The organism is Pseudoalteromonas sp. MMG005 (genome assembly GCF_018101015.1).
Lineage (GTDB): Bacteria > Pseudomonadota > Gammaproteobacteria > Enterobacterales > Alteromonadaceae > Pseudoalteromonas > Pseudoalteromonas aurantia.
Genome location: NZ_JAGJEK010000001.1, coordinates 63,748 through 80,509, shown reverse-complemented (window position 1 = coordinate 80,509; position 16,762 = coordinate 63,748). Strand labels below are relative to the sequence as shown.

Here is a 16,762-nt window from a genome sequence, read left to right as displayed (position 1 = left end):
ATTCGCTTGGGAGGATGCATATGGCTCAAACTGCAAATGTTAAGACCAAAAAAACGGACGATTTTGAAGAAAAAAATGAGGATGTCACTTTAACAAACTCTAAAACTGAACTTTTAGAGAACATTGAAGAAGAAGATATTTTCGCGAAAGATGAAACAGTAAAAAACTTAGATGCAACTCAGTTATATTTAGGTGAAATTGGTTTCTCACCGCTGCTTAGTGCTGAAGAAGAAGTGTATTTTGCACGTAAAGCTTTGAAAGGCTGTGAAGCGTCTCGAAAAAGAATGATTGAAAGTAATTTGCGTTTAGTTGTAAAAATAGCGCGCAGATATAACAATCGTGGCTTAGCGTTACTGGACCTCATCGAAGAAGGTAATTTGGGTCTTATTCGTGCAGTTGAGAAGTTTGATCCAGAACGAGGTTTTCGCTTTTCTACGTACGCCACATGGTGGATCCGTCAAACCATTGAACGTGCGATAATGAACCAAACTCGTACCATTCGCTTGCCTATCCATGTTGTGAAAGAGCTTAATGTATATTTGCGTACGGCGAGAGAGTTAACGCAAAAGCTAGACCATGAGCCAACAGCCGAAGAGATAGCCGAGTGCTTAGACAGGCCAGTTGAAGATGTCACAAAAATGTTGCGCTTGAATGAGAAAATCACTTCAGTTGATACACCAATTGGTGGTGAAAATGACAAAGCGTTATTAGATATTATTGCAGATGAAAAGGGCCATGGTCCAGAAAATGAAGTACAAAGCAATGATATTAATAAGCATATTGTTGATTGGCTTGGTGAGTTGAATCCTAAGCAGCGTGAGGTGCTTGCAAGACGTTTTGGGCTTTTAGGATATGAACCGTCTACGCTTGAAGATGTTGGGCGTGAAATTGGTTTAACACGTGAACGTGTTCGCCAGATCCAGGTAGAAGCATTACGGCGCTTGAAAGATATACTACAGCATGAAGGTTTGAGTACAGATAGCTTATTTGAGCAATTGTAAGCGATATAACCTTTAATAAAAAAACCACTCATTGAGTGGTTTTTTTATATCATTACTTTTTATACAAGCTTTTTCAACTGATATAAAAGTGAGAGTGCTTCTCGTGGTGTTAATTCGTCAGGGTCAAGCGTTTGGATTGATGTTTCAAGCTCTGATGGTCCATTGTTCAGAACCAATGTTTGCTGTGTGGGCACATTTAAATCGACGACACTCTGGTGATTTTCTAACATCGCGAGTTTTTGTTTGGCAACCTTAAGTACTTCTTTTGGCACTCCTGCAAGTCCAGCAACTTGTAAACCAAAACTTTTACTTGCTGCGCCTTCTAATACCGTATGTTTAAACGCAATGGTGTCGTTATGCTCGACTGCGTCAAGGTGGACATTGACTAGTCCACTTTGCTGATCGGCAAGTTCAGTGAGTTCAAAATAATGTGTTGCAAACAAGGTTTTGGCGCTAATTTTTCGAGCAAGATAATCTGCAGTCGCATAAGCCAGAGATAAGCCATCATAGGTGCTGGTGCCTCGGCCAATTTCATCCATTAATACTAATGATTGGTGTGATGCATTATTCAGTATTGTGGCAGTTTCGGTCATTTCAACCATAAAAGTAGAGCGGCCCGATGCCAAGTCATCACTGGCACCAATGCGGGTGAAAATACGATCTATTTGCCCGATAATCGCGTGGCTTGCAGGGACATAACTTCCAATATGCGCCATTAATACAATTAAGGCCGTTTGACGCATGTAGGTTGATTTACCACCCATGTTAGGGCCAGTTATAACTAGCATTTTACGTTGTTCACTGAGGTGTACTGGGTTGGCAATAAAGGGGTCTTTGCTGACTTGCTCGACAACAGGGTGGCGCCCTGCTTCAATGGAGATTTCATCTTCCTCAGTTAACTGCGGTTTGCAATAGTCAAGTGTTTGCGCCCTTTCCGCTAATGTATTTAACACATCTAAATCGGCCAGTGATGCAGCCATGATCTGTAATTGCTCCAAATAAGGGGCGATAAATTCAAATAATTGTTCATATAATTGCTTTTCTAAAGCAAGTGCTTTGCTTTGACTACCCAGCACTTTATCTTCGTGTTCTTTGAGCTCAGGGATGATGTAACGTTCATTATTTTTTAATGTTTGTCGGCGAATGTACTCAACAGGTACTAGATGTGAGTTGGCGCGACTTATCTCAATGTAGAACCCGTGAACTCGGTTATAGCCAATTTTTAATGTGCTGATCCCTGTGCGTGCACGTTCTCGTTCTTCTAATTGATCTAGAATATCAGTGGCACCTTGGCTTAATGCTCGCCATTCATCAAGGTCAGGGTTGTAGCCTGTTGCAATTACCCCTCCGTCTCGGATCAGTACAGGCGGGTTATCAATAATCGCGCGCTCTAAAAGGTCTTGTAATTTAGGTAAGGAAGGTGATTGTTCGCAAATCTGTGTAATACGGGGGTCATTACATTCCGAGAGTATGCTGTGGAGCGGCGCAATAGCCTGCAATGCGCTGCGCAATCGGGTTAAATCTCGGGGGCGCGCATTACATAGTGCCAACCGAGCAACGACACGTTCAACGTCACCAATTTGCTTTAAGGCATCATACACTTCGATACTAAGCTGTGCTTCAATTAAGCTTGAAATTGCAGATAATCTTGCATTGAGTTCCGGACGGTTACGAATGGGTGTGTGAATTCGGCGTTTTAAAAGCCGTGATCCCATTGGGGTTGATGTTTTATCAAGGACTTGTGCAAGTGTGTTGTCGATACTCCCTGACAGATTAACCGTTAACTCGAGATTTTTCCGAGTTGCAGCATCTAAAATAACCGCATGCTCATTTTTTTCTAGTGTAATCGCGCGAATGTGCGGCAGTGCCGTGCGTTGAGTATCTTTTATGTATTGCATGACACAACCAGCAGCAATTAGCCCTGAGTGTGCATTTTCAACACCAAAGCCAACTAGATCTTTGGTATTAAATTGCTGGCATAATAAGTGTTTGGCTGTGTCTAAGTCAAACTCCCACTCAGGGCGACGACGACAGCCTTTAATTGGCTCGATTAACAATAAATTTTGAAATGATTCAGGGTAGAGCAATTCAGCAGGTTGTAATCGTTGCAGTGTTGAACTGAGTGCTTCATCTGTCTTTAGCTCAACGATATTAAAACTACCGGAATTTATATCTAAATATGCAAGGCCATAATGACCTTGTTTATTTTGCCAAATACTGGCGAGTAAATTGTCTTGGCGCTCTTGCAGTAGCGCCTCATCTGTCACGGTGCCAGGTGTTACAATGCGGACAACTTTACGTTCGACAGGACCTTTACTGGTCGCTGGGTCGCCAATTTGTTCACATAGTGCGACAGACTCTCCCATTTGTACCAAGCGGGCTAAATAGTTCTCAACTGCGTGATAAGGTACTCCCGCCATTGGAATTGGTGCGCCACCGGCTTTGCCACGATGAGTCTGAGAGATATCTAATAGCTGCGCAGCACGAATTGCATCATCGAAGAATAACTCATAGAAATCGCCCATGCGATAGAATAATAAGATATCTTGATGTTCTACTTTAATCCTAAGATATTGCTGCATCATAGGAGTTTGTTGTTTTATAGTATGTTCAGAATATAAATCTATCGACATGCATCTACCTAAAAGGGTGAATATGGAGCTACAACAAGAGATCACAACTCTCGCAGCACAATTGGGCGCTATTTTAACGGATAAACGTCAGACAATCACTACTGCTGAATCATGTACTGGAGGGGGAATTAGCTATGCGTTGACTGACACGCCAGGCAGCTCTGTTTATGTTGACCGTTGTTTTGTTACTTATAGCAACAGTGCGAAGCAGGAATTATTGGGTGTATCTGATCAGACGTTAGCTCAATATGGTGCTGTGAGTGAGCAAACGGTACAGGAAATGGCTTTTGGAGCAGCGACACAAGCAAATGCAGATGTTGCAGTGGCGGTTTCAGGGGTTGCAGGGCCTGGGGGAGGAAGTGAAGAAAAACCGGTTGGATTAGTTTGGTTTGGCGTGGTAATAAACGGGAAATTACAGAGCAAAAAACAAATTTTTTCAGGTAATAGAGCTCAGGTTAGGATGCAAGTTATTGCTTTTGCGCTGAATATTATAATAAATGAATTAAAGTAAAAAATATGCTTGATACTGTGATTCCATACAGTATACTTACTCGCATCACGCAAGATTGGAGAAGCAAATGAACGATAACAAACAAAAAGCGCTAGATGCTGCATTGTCACAAATTGAACGTCAATTTGGTAAAGGTTCGATTATGAAGTTGGGTGATAGCCAGGCTTTAGATATTGAAGCTATCTCAACAGGCTCACTTGGAATTGATATTGCGTTGGGTATAGGCGGTTTACCAACAGGGCGAATAGTGGAGATTTATGGTCCTGAGTCATCTGGTAAAACAACCCTAACATTGCAAGTTATCGCGGAAGCACAAAAGAAAGGCAAGACTTGTGCCTTTGTTGATGCTGAACATGCGCTTGATCCAGTCTACGCAGAGAAGTTAGGTGTAAATGTGGACGAACTACTCGTATCTCAACCTGATACTGGTGAACAGGCTTTAGAAATTTGCGATATGCTTGTACGTTCAGGTGCTGTTGATGTGGTAATTGTCGACTCCGTAGCAGCCTTAACGCCAAAAGCAGAAATTGAAGGCGATATGGGTGATCACCATGTTGGTTTACAAGCGCGTTTGATGTCTCAGGCTTTGCGTAAATTAACAGGTAATATTAAGCGCTCAAATACGTTATGTATTTTCATTAACCAAATACGTATGAAAATTGGTGTTATGTTCGGTAACCCTGAAACAACTACAGGTGGTAATGCGTTAAAGTTTTACTCTTCAGTACGTATTGATATTCGTCGTATTGGCTCAGTAAAAGATGGTGATGAGGTTGTTGGTAACGAAACCCGTGTGAAAGTTGTTAAAAACAAAGTGGCGCCACCTTTCAAACAAGCTGAGTTTATTATTATGTACGGCCAAGGTATTTCTAAGCATGGAGAGTTAATTGACCTTGGCGTTAAGCATAAGCTTGTCGAGAAGGCGGGTGCTTGGTATAGCTATAAAGGCAGCAAAGTTGGTCAGGGTAAATCTAACTCAATTAAATTTTTGAAAGAAAACCCAGAAATTGCGAATGAAATTGAGAATAAGTTACGTGAAATGTTATTGCTGCAAGCAACAATAACTCCTGAAGATGGTGAAGATCAAGGCCTAGCTGCGGCAGACGCCGAAGCATAAAAATCGCGAGCGATAACTAAAAACCCAGTAAATACTGGGTTTTTTTGTGGGTGAATAGCATCAAAGTGTTATTTAAAGAACCTCAGATTTGGGTCAGGGTTTTGGAATAGAAAAGGTTTTGTAAACGAACTTACGTACAATTCAATGATGATATTTTGTTCAATATCAAGGCGCTTTTATGCAGTAAAAGCGGGCTATTACAAATGAAAGCAACGCCGAGAGTGAGAAAAATAGCTTTATTGGGCAAATTCGCTTATCCAGAGCTGAGGTTAAAATAGTACAAGTGCAATCGTTGGTTAATAAAAAAGCGACAAAATTGCCGCTTGAAGTGGTTACTGATATAGGTATGTAATAAGACACCTATATCAGTGTTGGAAGATGTTTAATATTTAGAAGGCATATTTCGCGGAAAGTTGTAAACGGTTGATATCGCCGTCTAAGCCACTTTGTGTTTCTCGAGTACCGACTTTATATTCAGCACCAAATGTGAGTTTTTTTACTGGAGAATAAAGGAGGTTTGCACTGTAGCTCATGCTCGATTCGGTCGGGTCGCCAGTGATTGTCAGTAAGCTTGTTTCATTGTCAGCAGAAAAGAACGAATATAAAAAAGTAGAACGTAATTGTGTATTCCAATGATGCTGATAACTAATGAAGCCAGAGGTTGAGTCAATGGCGTGTAAATTTGTGCCATCATACACCGCACCATTGGCAACGTTTAGCCCAACATACCGGCCAAGCCCCTTACCTTGTGTGATCATGAATTTGATATTGTTTTTACCTAAATTAACTCGACCGGATGCACTAACGCCGAGCGAAGTTTCACTTTCGTCAGCCTCGCCTATCTTGTAAGTAAGTTGGCGAGCTAGGGCACTGATAACAATATTTCCCCAATCTGCTTGATGGTTATACCTAGCTGTAAAATCGGGCATACTCGCATCATCGGTAACAACTCTTCCTTTGTCCGCAGTAGTGATGGTGCTTTCGGGGTTTTCTGCTGAAAAAGACCAATTACCGACCGAGTACTTCGCCATTGCTTGGCGTACGAATACAGTCCCTTCTCCTGGGCCGACAAAATCGAGCGTTTCAGGTAATGCGCCCACATTTTGGAAGTTTGACCATGCTTGACCAAATAGCCAGCCTTTGTATGTTACAAAAGCTTGCCTTAAACGTGGTGAGTAGGAATTACTCACGCGTTCATTACCGCCAGTTGAAACAATAAAATCTAATTCGATTTTAGTTTTTATCTCACTCCCATCAGTAAGCTTTGTTGCTGTACCAAAGTTGAATCTAGATTGACGAGCATGCATATCGAATACGGTATCTTCAGAGTGTGTTGCTGACACGGGGGTTGTACCAGGCACGTAAAAATCTCTTCCTATGTGTGCACTAGGTAATGTGCCATCAGAAAAGTCACTCCATATGGCATCTAACTTTACATATCCGCCATAATTGACTGTGGTATCTCCAATGGCCGCCGCATAAACCGGTGCACTCAATGCACTAGAAACAGCGAACGCTGTAAGGGTTTTTATTGTTAAATTTTTTATTGTCATAATGATTGTTCCTTATAGCCACGTTGGTAGACAACGACGCTTAATATAGTAACGGTTCATCATCACTTTTGATGAACCATGCGCTTTACTCAATTATCTATTGGTCTATTAGACTAAGGTGGCAAGGTTGAGTTGAAGTGGATTATACCTATTTAAGGGACGATGGATATCATATAAAATTATGTGATTTATCAATATTGTCGTGTAATTCGCATTATTATGATGTTTGAAATAGTAAAACGTGTAGAGCGGTGAAGTTGTTAAAAAATTCACTTCATATACAACTAAGGTCTAATACTCTCCTGTGCGCTGCTGAGTGATCCTTGATGAAAGCCGTTTGGCAAGTAATTTACCTTGGAGATGACTATGTCACAGAGCATTTATCCTGTTCCTGAATCAATCAAGAACGCCGCACTTATTGATAATGATCAATACAATGAAATGTATCAGAAATCGATTGATGATCCGCAAAGTTTTTGGGCTGAGCATGGGCAGAGATTAGACTGGTCTAAACCCTATTCTAAAGTAAAGAACACCTCATTTGATAAGGGGCATATTGCGATTAAATGGTTTGAAGATGGGGAATTAAATGCATCTTTCAATTGTATAGATCGTCATTTGGAAGATAAGGCTGATAAAATTGCCTTGATTTGGGAAGGTGACAATCCTGATGATGGTGAAAATATAACGTATCAGCAACTTCATGATGAAGTTGCTAAATTGGCAAATGGTTTGAAGAAGTTAGGCGTTAAAAAGGGTGACCGTGTCGCTATCTATATGCCTATGACACCTCAGGCTGTTTATGCAATGCAAGCATGTGCACGAGTTGGCGCGGTGCATTCTGTTGTATTTGGTGGTTTCTCTCCTTCTGCAATTGCTGACAGAATTAAAGATTCGGGCGCTAAGATTGTCATTACATCAGATGAAGGTCGTCGTGGTGGTAATGCAGTGCCACTTAAAGCCAACGTGGATGAAGCTGTTGCACAAGAAGGGCTGACAAGCGTCGAGCACGTGATCGTACATCAGCTTACAGCAGGTGAAGTTGAATGGCATGCACATGATGTGTGGTGGCATGATCTAGTGGCCGATCTGCCCGCTAGTTGTGAGCCAACTCCAATGAATGCAGAAGACCCTCTTTTTATACTTTACACATCTGGGTCAACAGGCCAGCCGAAAGGGGTTGTCCATACGACTGGAGGGTACTTGGTTTATTCTTCAATGACACATGAATACGTTTTTGATTTAAAAGAAGATGATGTTTACTGGTGTAGCGCTGATGTTGGTTGGATCACCGGACACAGTTATATTGCATATGGACCTTTGATTAATGGGTGTACACAGGTTGTGTTTGAGGGGGTGCCAACATATCCAACAGCAGGTCGTATGGGAGAAATTGTAGATAAACATAATGTGACAATTTTATATACAGCACCCACCGCGATCCGTGCGCTCATGGCCAAAGGAGATGAACCCACAGCCACTTCGCAGCGCTCCAGCTTGCGAGTTTTAGGTTCTGTAGGTGAGCCAATTAACCCTGAAGCATGGACTTGGTATTATGAAAGTATCGGTAACAGCCAGTGCCCAATTGTTGATACTTGGTGGCAAACCGAAACGGGTGGCATCATGATCACACCACTGCCTGGCGCGACAGATATGAAGCCAGGATCTGCAACTCGACCATTTTTCGGTATTGCACCTGCATTATTTGATGCGCAAGGTGATACGTTAGATGGGGCAACGGATGGTAATTTAGTTATTTTAGACTCTTGGCCGTCGCAAGCTCGAACGGTTTATGGCGATCATGAGCGTTTTGAGCAAACCTATTTTTCGGCTTATCCGGGGGTTTATTTTACAGGTGATGGTTGCCGCCGCGATGAAGATGGTTACTACTGGATCACAGGACGTGTGGATGATGTGCTTAATGTATCAGGTCATCGCTTAGGAACTGCAGAAATAGAAAGTGCACTGGTAGCACATGAAGCTGTTGCTGAGGCCGCAGTGGTTGGCTATCCACATGAAATTAAAGGCCAGGGTATTTACGTTTATGTGACGCCAAATGAAGGAATAGAAATTAATGAGGCGTTAACCAAAGAGGTTAGAAATTGGGTGCGTAAGGAGTTAAGCCCTATCGCGTCGCCAGATATGATCCAATGGTCACCTGGGCTACCAAAAACACGTTCCGGTAAAATTATGCGCCGAATTTTACGGAAAATAGCAGCAAATGAATATCAACAGTTAGGGGATACGTCTACACTTGCTGATCCGAGTGTAGTAGAGGAACTCATCGAAAACAGGTTAAATCGTTAATAATGCGTTAAAAACTTGAATTTCATTGGATTCTAAACGTACTATATCGGCTGTCCTCTTTAAGGTGACAGCCGAATTTTTAGGAGTAAAACATGAATCAATTTTTAATCGCAGATGACCACCCCTTATTTCGGGAGGCTTTGAAAGGTGCGCTTCAAACTCAATTTGAAGGGTTGGAAGTTTTTGAATCTGAAAACTTTGAAACAACTTTATCGGTTCTTTCTGTGCAAGAGGAGCTAGATTTATTACTGCTAGATTTACATATGCCAGGCAGTGGTGATTTGTATGGTTTGATCCGAATTAGAGAAGATTACCCAAGCTTGCCTGTTGTGGTTATTTCAGGCAGTGAAGATTTGGCAATTATTTCTAAGGTAATGGGTTATGGCGCTATGGGGTTTATTCCTAAAGCATCATCTTCACAGGATATTGCCAGTGCGATAAAGCAAGTGCTGGAAGGAGACAGCTGGCTACCCGAGGCCATTAAAGACAAAGTTGCGGGTCTCAAAAGCGAAGAGCAAGAAGTGGCACAGCAGGTCGCCTCATTGACACCTCAACAATATAAAGTGCTACGATATTTACATGAAGGTTTATTGAATAAACAAATTGCTTTTGAATTACATATATCAGAGGCGACAGTGAAAGCGCATATAACGGCAATATTTCGAAAGTTAGGGGTATATAATCGTACTCAGGCTGTGCTCATTGCATCGAAATTGCAATTGGAACCAGTTGAAGCGTTAGCTTAATGCGAAATCAGGAATGAGCTCAGTATCACTCCTGCCATAATTAGTTAAAAACGACGGTTTTATTGCCGTTAATGAAAACTTTGTGTTCTGATGCTAATTGCAACGCTTTACAGAACACCGTTTTCTCAACATCTCTGCCCATTTTAGCCATGGCTTGTGCGGTATCTGCATGACTTACTTGTGTTACATTTTGCACAATAATAGGCCCTTCATCGAGTTCATCATTAACAAAGTGCGCTGTTGCACCGATTATTTTTACGCCGCGTTCAAATGCTTGGTGGTAAGGTTTCGCGCCAATAAAAGCCGGTAAAAATGAATGATGAATATTAATTATTTTTTTGTTAAAGCGTGCTACAAAATCGGGACTCAAGATGCGCATGTATTTGGCTAATCCAATAAGATCAGGGTGATAGCTCGCAACCAAATCACCAGTGACTTTATCATGTTGCTCTCTGGAGAGGCCGTCATGAGATACGCAATGAAATGGTACACCGAAGCCTTTAACGAGAGGTTCCAAATCTGGGTAGTTAGCAACAACCGCTAATATTTCAATATTTAACGCTTGCTCGAACTGTTTAAGCAGCGCACCTCCTAAGCAATGCGCTTCTTTGGTCGCGAGTAACACTAATTTGGTTTTTTCATTATTATGTAAAGCAACATCAGCGCCATTGGGTAGCTGTTGACGTAATTGATTTAGGAAGTTATCACTGGGTTGCCCTGTTAATTCAGTGCGCATAAAAAAGCGAGCCCCGGCTTTATCTACGAATTCGTTGTTACGCGTAATGTTTAGGTTGTGCTCAAAACATAAGTTGGTGATTTTGGCGATTAAGCCGACATCATCCGTACATTGTGTGGTTAATATATAATTCATCAATCCTCATTCCTATATGATGTGTGTGTATGTTTTTAAAATCAGCAAGCTAATATAGAATAATTATTTCAACCAAAAAACCTTTCATTCACTTTTTATTCTATGTTTTGCGTCATGGATATCAGTCATTAACGACGATGGTTTAATAACGCTTTCAGTTTTGCAGGCTTAATCGGTTTTGACAAATAATGGATATTAAGCGCTTTGACTTGTGCTTTTAGCTCTACATCGCGCATTGCTGTAATTAATATTGCCGGTACACGGTGTTGCCAAATTTCCCGTAAAGTTTTAATAAGTGTAATACCGTCACATTCAACGCCCAGTTGGTAGTCCATTAATATCATGTCAGGTGCTTTATGCTCTTTTGCAAAAAGTAAAACGTCATTAACTTGCTCAAAGAGCTGGTAGTGAACTTGCCATTTCTTTAAGAGACTTGCCATCGCGGCTAGATTGTTAGGATCATCGTCTACTGCAATGACAGAGAATGGGTGCTGGTTACTATGATTATGTTGTAATAGTGAACCTAGTTCTTGGCGCTGAGGTGAGAGTAATTCATCGCCATAGGGCACTTCAATGCTAAAACGGCTTCCAGTACCAGGAATTGAGTGAACTTGAAGGGTAATACAAAGTAGATCACATAGTCGCTTTACCACACCAAGTCCCAATCCTACCCCTTTATTATCGTGGTTTTGTATTCGATAAAAATCATTAAAAATTTTGTTAAGTTCCAATTTATTTATGCCTGGGCCTGTATCCCAGACTTCTAATCGCAGGCTATGTTTACGAGAGCGACAAGCAATCAATACTTTGCCTGAAGCGGTATATTTAACTGCATTAGAGACTAGGTTTTGAATAATTCGGCGTAAATAAGTGGTGTCGCTATGTACAATATGATGTGCGCTGCGTACTTTGAGCTGTAAACCTTTTTCTTTGGATAGCATGGCATATTCATTTGCAAGCGGCGTGAGAATATCTCCAATATCAAAGTGTCTTGGAGAGGGTTTCATCGCACCTTGTTCCAGCTTAGCAATATCAAGCAAGGCAGACATTAGGTGGACTGTAGAATCTAGGCTGTCTCCGAGTTTATTAAAGTTTCCTTGATCGTGGGGTGTTAAGGTGTGCGCATTTATGGCTGCTAGATAGAGTCTTGCAGCATTGAGGGGCTGCAAAATATCATGACTGGCAAGTGCTAGAAAGCGGGTTTTACTATCATTTGCACGTTCGGCTTCTTTTTTTGCGCCCATCAGAGCATGCTCGGTTTCTATCCGGCTGGCAATTTGTGCTTCTAAATCAGTATTGATTGTTCTGATCTCTTGGGTGCGTGCTTCAATTCTATTTTCGAGATCCATATTGATTTCTTCTAATGCATTTTGGGTGGCTATGTGCATTGTGATATCAGAAAAGCTGGTAACAAATCCGCCTTCTGGTAACGGATTACCAATCATCTCATATACTTGGCCATCTTGGCGGTGACGGATGAAGTGATGTGAAGTCCCATTGCGCAAGTGTTGAACTCGTTTCTCTACTTGGCGCTCTATTTCACCTGGGCCACATTCTCCGCGTTTGGCATTAAATCGGATAACTTGCTCAATCGGTAGCCCAACCTCTAGAAAGCTTTCAGGATAATCAAACATTTCACTATAGCGTTTATTCCAAGCAACGAGTTTGAGTTCTTTGTCTACTACGGAAATACCGTGGCTGAGATTTTCTAGTGAGGTGAAGAGCAGATTTTGGTTAAACTGTAAAGCTTGCGTCGTCTCGTCAAAGAAATTGACCACTTCTTCGAATGCCATTTGCTTTCCTGAAGCGACGGTGTGTATGAGTGCTTGTGCTGATGATGCACCCAGTACACCGGTTAGCGAACGTTCACAATACGCGATAAATTCGGGAGGGGGATGGGCATTGTTATCATCAATATCATGACTAAGCATGTAATGGCTTAGCAGTTGGTTTGAACGTTGGACACCTAGAAAGGTTTGTAATAGTACTTTAAAATCATAGATGGTCGCTTTGACATTTTTATTTAAGCGTTTAGCCAGTGTGGCTTGTTCTTTTGGATTAACAAATGCTGCAGCTTGAATTTTATCGATTAAACGTTCATGCGCAGCTAAAGAAAAGCTCACGTAGCAAAAAATGTTTGCAAATAGAGCGATAAGTGTCCCCTGAGTGATAACACTTTGGCGAAAGTCATAACTCATTACTGCACCAGCATCCAGTACTGGCAACATTAAAAATAATACCCAGCAAATGAATCCAGCAAATAAACCTGCGTAGACACCATAAGCATGACCTTTACGCCAATACAAACCGAAAATAATAGCGGGTAGTAATTGAGTCACTAAGGAAAAGGCAACGAGTCCCATACTGGCAAGTGCTTCTCCATGGCCAAACCACTGTTGGTACAAATAGGCAAGCAGCAAGATAGCTGCGATGATAAATCGGCGAATAAGTAGAATTTGTGACTTATAGTTTTTGGTTAGCGTATTGAGCTTAAATTTACGTTTTAATAGAAGTGGTAAAACGACGTCATTGGACAGCATGGTACTGAGTGTCAGTGTTGCAACAACAATCATGGCTGTTGCCGCAGATAAGCCACCAATGAATACAAAGGTGGTAATAATGGGATGTCCTTGCATTAAAGGAAGTGCCAATACGAAACTATCAGCAGCGACGCCTACGCCTATTTGAGGGTGTATGGCGGCTGTTGCGATGGGAATGATCATGGCAGCTGTAAGCATAAGGTATAAAGGGAATGCCCAACGAGCAGTATGTAAATGACGACGATCTTGGTTGTCAACGACAGTGACGTGGAATTGACGGGGCAAACAAATAATGGCAGCCGCGGCCATCAAAGTTTGACCGATGAAGTTAAAATTCACCAAATCAAAGTTTTGCCAATGTATCAACAAAGAGGACAGTGTATTGGGTTGTTTGTATAATGTGACAAACGCCAATACTGCGACAGCCGCCAATGCAATGAGTTTGATTAAAGATTCAAACGCGACTGCCAGCATTAAACCAGAGCGATATTCTGTGACATCAACCTTTCGCGTTCCAAAAAATATTGCAAATAAGGCCATAATTAAGGTGCCACTTAACGCTAGAATTGTGCCAGAGATTTTTTCACCTTGCTGTAACAATAAAAAACTACTGCTGAGTGCCTTTAATTGTAAGGCTATGTAGGGGATCGTCGCTAATAAAGCAATGAGGGTTACGAGTACGGCTGTGCTTTGGCGTTTGCCGTAGCGAGCGGAAATGAAGTCAGCAATTGTGGTAATATTTTGTTTTTTGCTCACCAACACCAGCTTTCGCAAAAAACCGTGGGCGAATAAAAATAATAATGCAGGGCCCAACAAAATGGGTAAATAATGCCAACTACTAGCTGCGGCAGTACCTACCGAACCGTAATAAGTCCATGAAGTACAATAAATTCCTAATGATAGCGCATATACAAATGGGTGGTGGCTAATCTTTAATGCACGCGGAGTTGTTTTATCACCCCAGTTTGCAATCCAAAATAGGGCACCTATGTAGCAAAGTGCTACCAATGTTAAAGCTGCTGTCATGGCTATTCTTATTCTATGAAGGTATTTTTAGCTTATCACATAAGCAAATTATGTCTGCAATCTCATTCACGACAACTATATTTAACTTTTTGTTTTATAAGGCTATGTGGCATTTTAGGACGATATTTTAGACTAATGTCTTATAACCAATGTTGTGATTAGTTCATCAATGTGATTTTTTCGTCATTCATTGTAAGTTTATGTTATCTATTAACTTTATTAATAGATAAAGCTGGTTATCTTACAGTTTACGTAAACGTAAGGTTTGCGTTACGACTAAGGTCTCAATTTAATATTGCAGTGACGTTGCTAAGGTAAATAGTGACAATTAACACCAATACAGCCTGGCTGTGAAGAAGTGAAAGGGGATACAAATGGCTTTTAAAGACGAAGAACAAGCAAAAGCATACTGGTCAGAAAACCTCGCGCTAATGTTTAAGTTATTGGCAATCTGGTTTGTAGTGTCATTTGGTTTTGGCATCTTACTGGTTGACGTACTAAATGAAGTCCGTTTTTTTGGGTTTAAATTGGGTTTTTGGTTTTCACAACAGGGCGCTATTTACACCTTTGTCGCTCTGATTTTTGTCTACGTATTCAAAATGAATTCGCTTGATAAAAAGTATGGCGTAGACGAATAGGAGCAAGAAGATGGACGTACAAAATCTCACATTTATTATTGTCGGTTTGAGCTTTGCGCTTTATATCGGTATTGCAATTTGGGCTCGTGCAGGCTCAACGAATGAATTTTATGTGGCGGGCGGAGGCGTGCCACCATTTGCCAATGGTATGGCAACTGCTGCGGACTGGATGAGTGCAGCATCATTTATTTCCATGGCTGGGATCATTTCTTTTGCTGGATATGATGGTGGGGTATATCTAATGGGCTGGACGGGGGGTTATGTGTTGTTAGCCTTGTGTTTGGCACCTTATTTGAGAAAGTTTGGCAAGTTTACTGTACCAGACTTCATCGGTGACCGTTATTACTCACAAGTAGCACGAATTGTCGCTATTCTATGTGCTATCTTTATTTGCTTTACGTATATCGCAGGGCAAATGAGAGGTGTCGGCGTCGTGTTTTCAAGATTCTTAGAAGTTGATATTGAAACCGGCGTTTATATCGGTATGGTCATTGTGTTCTTTTATGCGGTACTAGGGGGTATGAAGGGGATCACTTACACGCAGGTTGCACAATATTGCGTATTGGTATTCGCATATTTGGTACCCGCAATTTTTATCTCTTTGATGATGACTGGACATTTCCTACCACAAACAGGGTTTGGAGCAACATTGGCTGATGGCTCCGGTATGTATGTATTAGATAAGCTCGATGGACTCAGTGCTGAATTGGGGTTTGCACAATATACTGAAGGTTCCAAAAGTATGATAGATGTATTCGCTATTACAGCTGCTTTAATGGTTGGTACAGCGGGTTTACCTCATGTTATTGTTCGATTTTTTACGGTTCCAAGAGTGAAAGATACGCGTATTTCAGCTGCTTGGACATTGGTTTTTATCGCCATTGTTTATACGACGGCACCTGCTGTTGCATCATTCGCTCGAGTAAATATGGTTGATACCATTAATGGCAAAGATGGTAGTGGCACGCTGTATAGCGAAGCTCCTGCATGGGTAAAAAACTGGGAAAGGACCGGCTTAATCACGTTTGAAGATAAAAATGGTGATGGAAAAATGTCTTATTCTGCGGGTAAAGTTAGCGATCCAAATAGTGCCAATGAGGTAAAAATTGACCGTGACATTATGGTATTGGCAAACCCTGAAATAGCAGACTTACCAGCATGGGTTATTGCGTTAGTGGCGGCAGGTGGCATTGCGGCAGCGTTATCGACGACAGCTGGTTTGTTATTGGTTATCTCTACGTCGGTATCTCATGACTTATTGAAACGAACACTCAAGCCTGATATCAGTGATAAACAAGAATTACTCGCTGCACGGCTCGCGGCCATGGTTGCTATTGTGATTTCAGCATACTTTGGTATTAATCCCCCTGGATTTGTCGCATCCGTGGTTGCCTTTGCATTTGGCCTCGCGGCAGCGAGTTTTTTCCCTGCTATTATCATGGGGATTTTTTCTAAACGTATGAATAAAGAGGGCGCTATTGCAGGTATGGTGTCAGGGATCACCTTCACAGCAGCTTATATCATCTATTTCAAATTTATCAGCCCTGAATTAAATACACCGGCAAATTGGCTGTTCGGTATTTCACCTGAAGGGATTGGCATTGTTGGAATGGCCGTTAACTTCTTAATTGCTGCAGTAGTATTGAAATTGACCGCTGACACGCCAAAAGAAGTGCAAGATATGGTGGAGAGCATCCGCAATCCAAAAGGATCTCTCGCGGCGCATGCACATTAAAGAGTAAAAAAGCCGTTGGCCCAGAGTCTCTTCTGGGCCAACAATTTTTAGTAAAGTGAAGCGTATATACGCATCAGTATTTTC

At 41.6% G+C, this 16,762-nt stretch carries 11 protein-coding genes; 7 read left to right on the top strand and 4 right to left on the bottom strand.

Annotation, left to right across the window (positions count from 1 at the left end; all coding sequences use genetic code 11):
* Positions 1 to 20 precede the first annotated feature (20 nt).
* Positions 21 to 1,001 (top strand): RNA polymerase sigma factor RpoS, encoded by a 981-nt coding sequence (gene rpoS, locus J8M01_RS00370; protein WP_192508662.1) that lies wholly within the window; start codon positions 21 to 23, stop codon positions 999 to 1,001.
* A gap of 59 nt (positions 1,002 to 1,060) precedes the next feature.
* On the opposite strand, the gene mutS is transcribed toward rpoS, so the two are convergent.
* The gene (gene mutS / locus J8M01_RS00365; RefSeq protein WP_211056662.1) at positions 1,061 to 3,634 is read right to left on the bottom strand and encodes a DNA mismatch repair protein MutS; all 2,574 of its coding nucleotides are present in this window, start codon (positions 3,632 to 3,634) and stop codon (positions 1,061 to 1,063) included.
* Between the two features lie 22 nt (positions 3,635 to 3,656).
* On the opposite strand from mutS, the gene J8M01_RS00360 reads away from it, so the two are divergent.
* Positions 3,657 to 4,145, top strand: coding sequence for a CinA family protein (locus tag J8M01_RS00360; RefSeq protein ID WP_192508660.1), 489 nt, complete (start codon positions 3,657 to 3,659; stop codon positions 4,143 to 4,145).
* 67 nt (positions 4,146 to 4,212) lie between these two features.
* Entirely contained in the window at positions 4,213 to 5,262 is a 1,050-nt protein-coding gene (gene recA / locus J8M01_RS00355; protein ID WP_192508659.1) for a recombinase RecA, read from the top strand.
* Positions 5,263 to 5,651: 389 nt separating this feature from the next.
* On the opposite strand, the gene J8M01_RS00350 is transcribed toward recA, so the two are convergent.
* A complete protein-coding gene (locus tag J8M01_RS00350) occupies positions 5,652 to 6,815 on the bottom strand; it encodes a DcaP family trimeric outer membrane transporter (protein WP_211056661.1) in 1,164 nt (387 codons plus the stop codon).
* A gap of 366 nt (positions 6,816 to 7,181) precedes the next feature.
* Between J8M01_RS00350 and acs the strand changes: the two genes are divergently transcribed.
* Positions 7,182 to 9,122 carry an acetate--CoA ligase gene (acs, locus tag J8M01_RS00345; protein WP_211056660.1) on the top strand — a complete coding sequence of 647 codons (1,941 nt, stop codon included), beginning with the start codon at positions 7,182 to 7,184 and terminating at the stop codon, positions 9,120 to 9,122.
* 92 nt (positions 9,123 to 9,214) lie between these two features.
* Positions 9,215 to 9,868: a response regulator transcription factor gene (locus J8M01_RS00340; protein WP_192508656.1), complete on the top strand. Its 654-nt coding sequence runs from the start codon at positions 9,215 to 9,217 to the stop codon at positions 9,866 to 9,868.
* Between the two features lie 40 nt (positions 9,869 to 9,908).
* Here J8M01_RS00340 and purU read toward each other — a convergent pair whose 3' ends face one another.
* Both purU and J8M01_RS00330 read right to left on the bottom strand, forming a co-directional pair.
* Positions 9,909 to 10,739 carry a formyltetrahydrofolate deformylase gene (gene purU, locus J8M01_RS00335; RefSeq protein WP_192508655.1) on the bottom strand — a complete coding sequence of 277 codons (831 nt, stop codon included), beginning with the start codon at positions 10,737 to 10,739 and terminating at the stop codon, positions 9,909 to 9,911.
* A 128-nt stretch (positions 10,740 to 10,867) separates the two neighbouring features.
* Positions 10,868 to 14,305: a PAS-domain containing protein gene (locus J8M01_RS00330; protein ID WP_211056659.1), complete on the bottom strand. Its 3,438-nt coding sequence runs from the start codon at positions 14,303 to 14,305 to the stop codon at positions 10,868 to 10,870.
* 374 nt (positions 14,306 to 14,679) lie between these two features.
* On the opposite strand from J8M01_RS00330, the gene J8M01_RS00325 reads away from it, so the two are divergent.
* Positions 14,680 to 14,943 carry a DUF4212 domain-containing protein gene (locus J8M01_RS00325; protein ID WP_010362403.1) on the top strand — a complete coding sequence of 88 codons (264 nt, stop codon included), beginning with the start codon at positions 14,680 to 14,682 and terminating at the stop codon, positions 14,941 to 14,943.
* 10 nt (positions 14,944 to 14,953) lie between these two features.
* Positions 14,954 to 16,678, top strand: a complete 1,725-nt coding sequence (locus J8M01_RS00320; RefSeq protein ID WP_211056658.1) for a sodium:solute symporter family protein — start codon at positions 14,954 to 14,956, stop codon at positions 16,676 to 16,678.
* Positions 16,679 to 16,762 lie beyond the last annotated feature (84 nt).

Excerpts from the sequence above, each read along its gene's own strand:
- rpoS (WP_192508662.1), top strand. The coding sequence starts at position 21 with ATGGCTCAAACTGCAAATGTTAAGACCAAAAAAACGGACGATTTTGAA.
- mutS (WP_211056662.1), bottom strand. The coding sequence starts at position 3,634 with ATGTCGATAGATTTATATTCTGAACATACTATAAAACAACAAACTCCT.
- J8M01_RS00360 (WP_192508660.1), top strand. The coding sequence starts at position 3,657 with ATGGAGCTACAACAAGAGATCACAACTCTCGCAGCACAATTGGGCGCT.
- recA (WP_192508659.1), top strand. The coding sequence starts at position 4,213 with ATGAACGATAACAAACAAAAAGCGCTAGATGCTGCATTGTCACAAATT.
- J8M01_RS00350 (WP_211056661.1), bottom strand. The coding sequence starts at position 6,815 with ATGACAATAAAAAATTTAACAATAAAAACCCTTACAGCGTTCGCTGTT.
- acs (WP_211056660.1), top strand. The coding sequence starts at position 7,182 with ATGTCACAGAGCATTTATCCTGTTCCTGAATCAATCAAGAACGCCGCA.
- J8M01_RS00340 (WP_192508656.1), top strand. The coding sequence starts at position 9,215 with ATGAATCAATTTTTAATCGCAGATGACCACCCCTTATTTCGGGAGGCT.
- purU (WP_192508655.1), bottom strand. The coding sequence starts at position 10,739 with ATGAATTATATATTAACCACACAATGTACGGATGATGTCGGCTTAATC.
- J8M01_RS00330 (WP_211056659.1), bottom strand. The coding sequence starts at position 14,305 with ATGACAGCAGCTTTAACATTGGTAGCACTTTGCTACATAGGTGCCCTA.
- J8M01_RS00325 (WP_010362403.1), top strand. The coding sequence starts at position 14,680 with ATGGCTTTTAAAGACGAAGAACAAGCAAAAGCATACTGGTCAGAAAAC.
- J8M01_RS00320 (WP_211056658.1), top strand. The coding sequence starts at position 14,954 with ATGGACGTACAAAATCTCACATTTATTATTGTCGGTTTGAGCTTTGCG.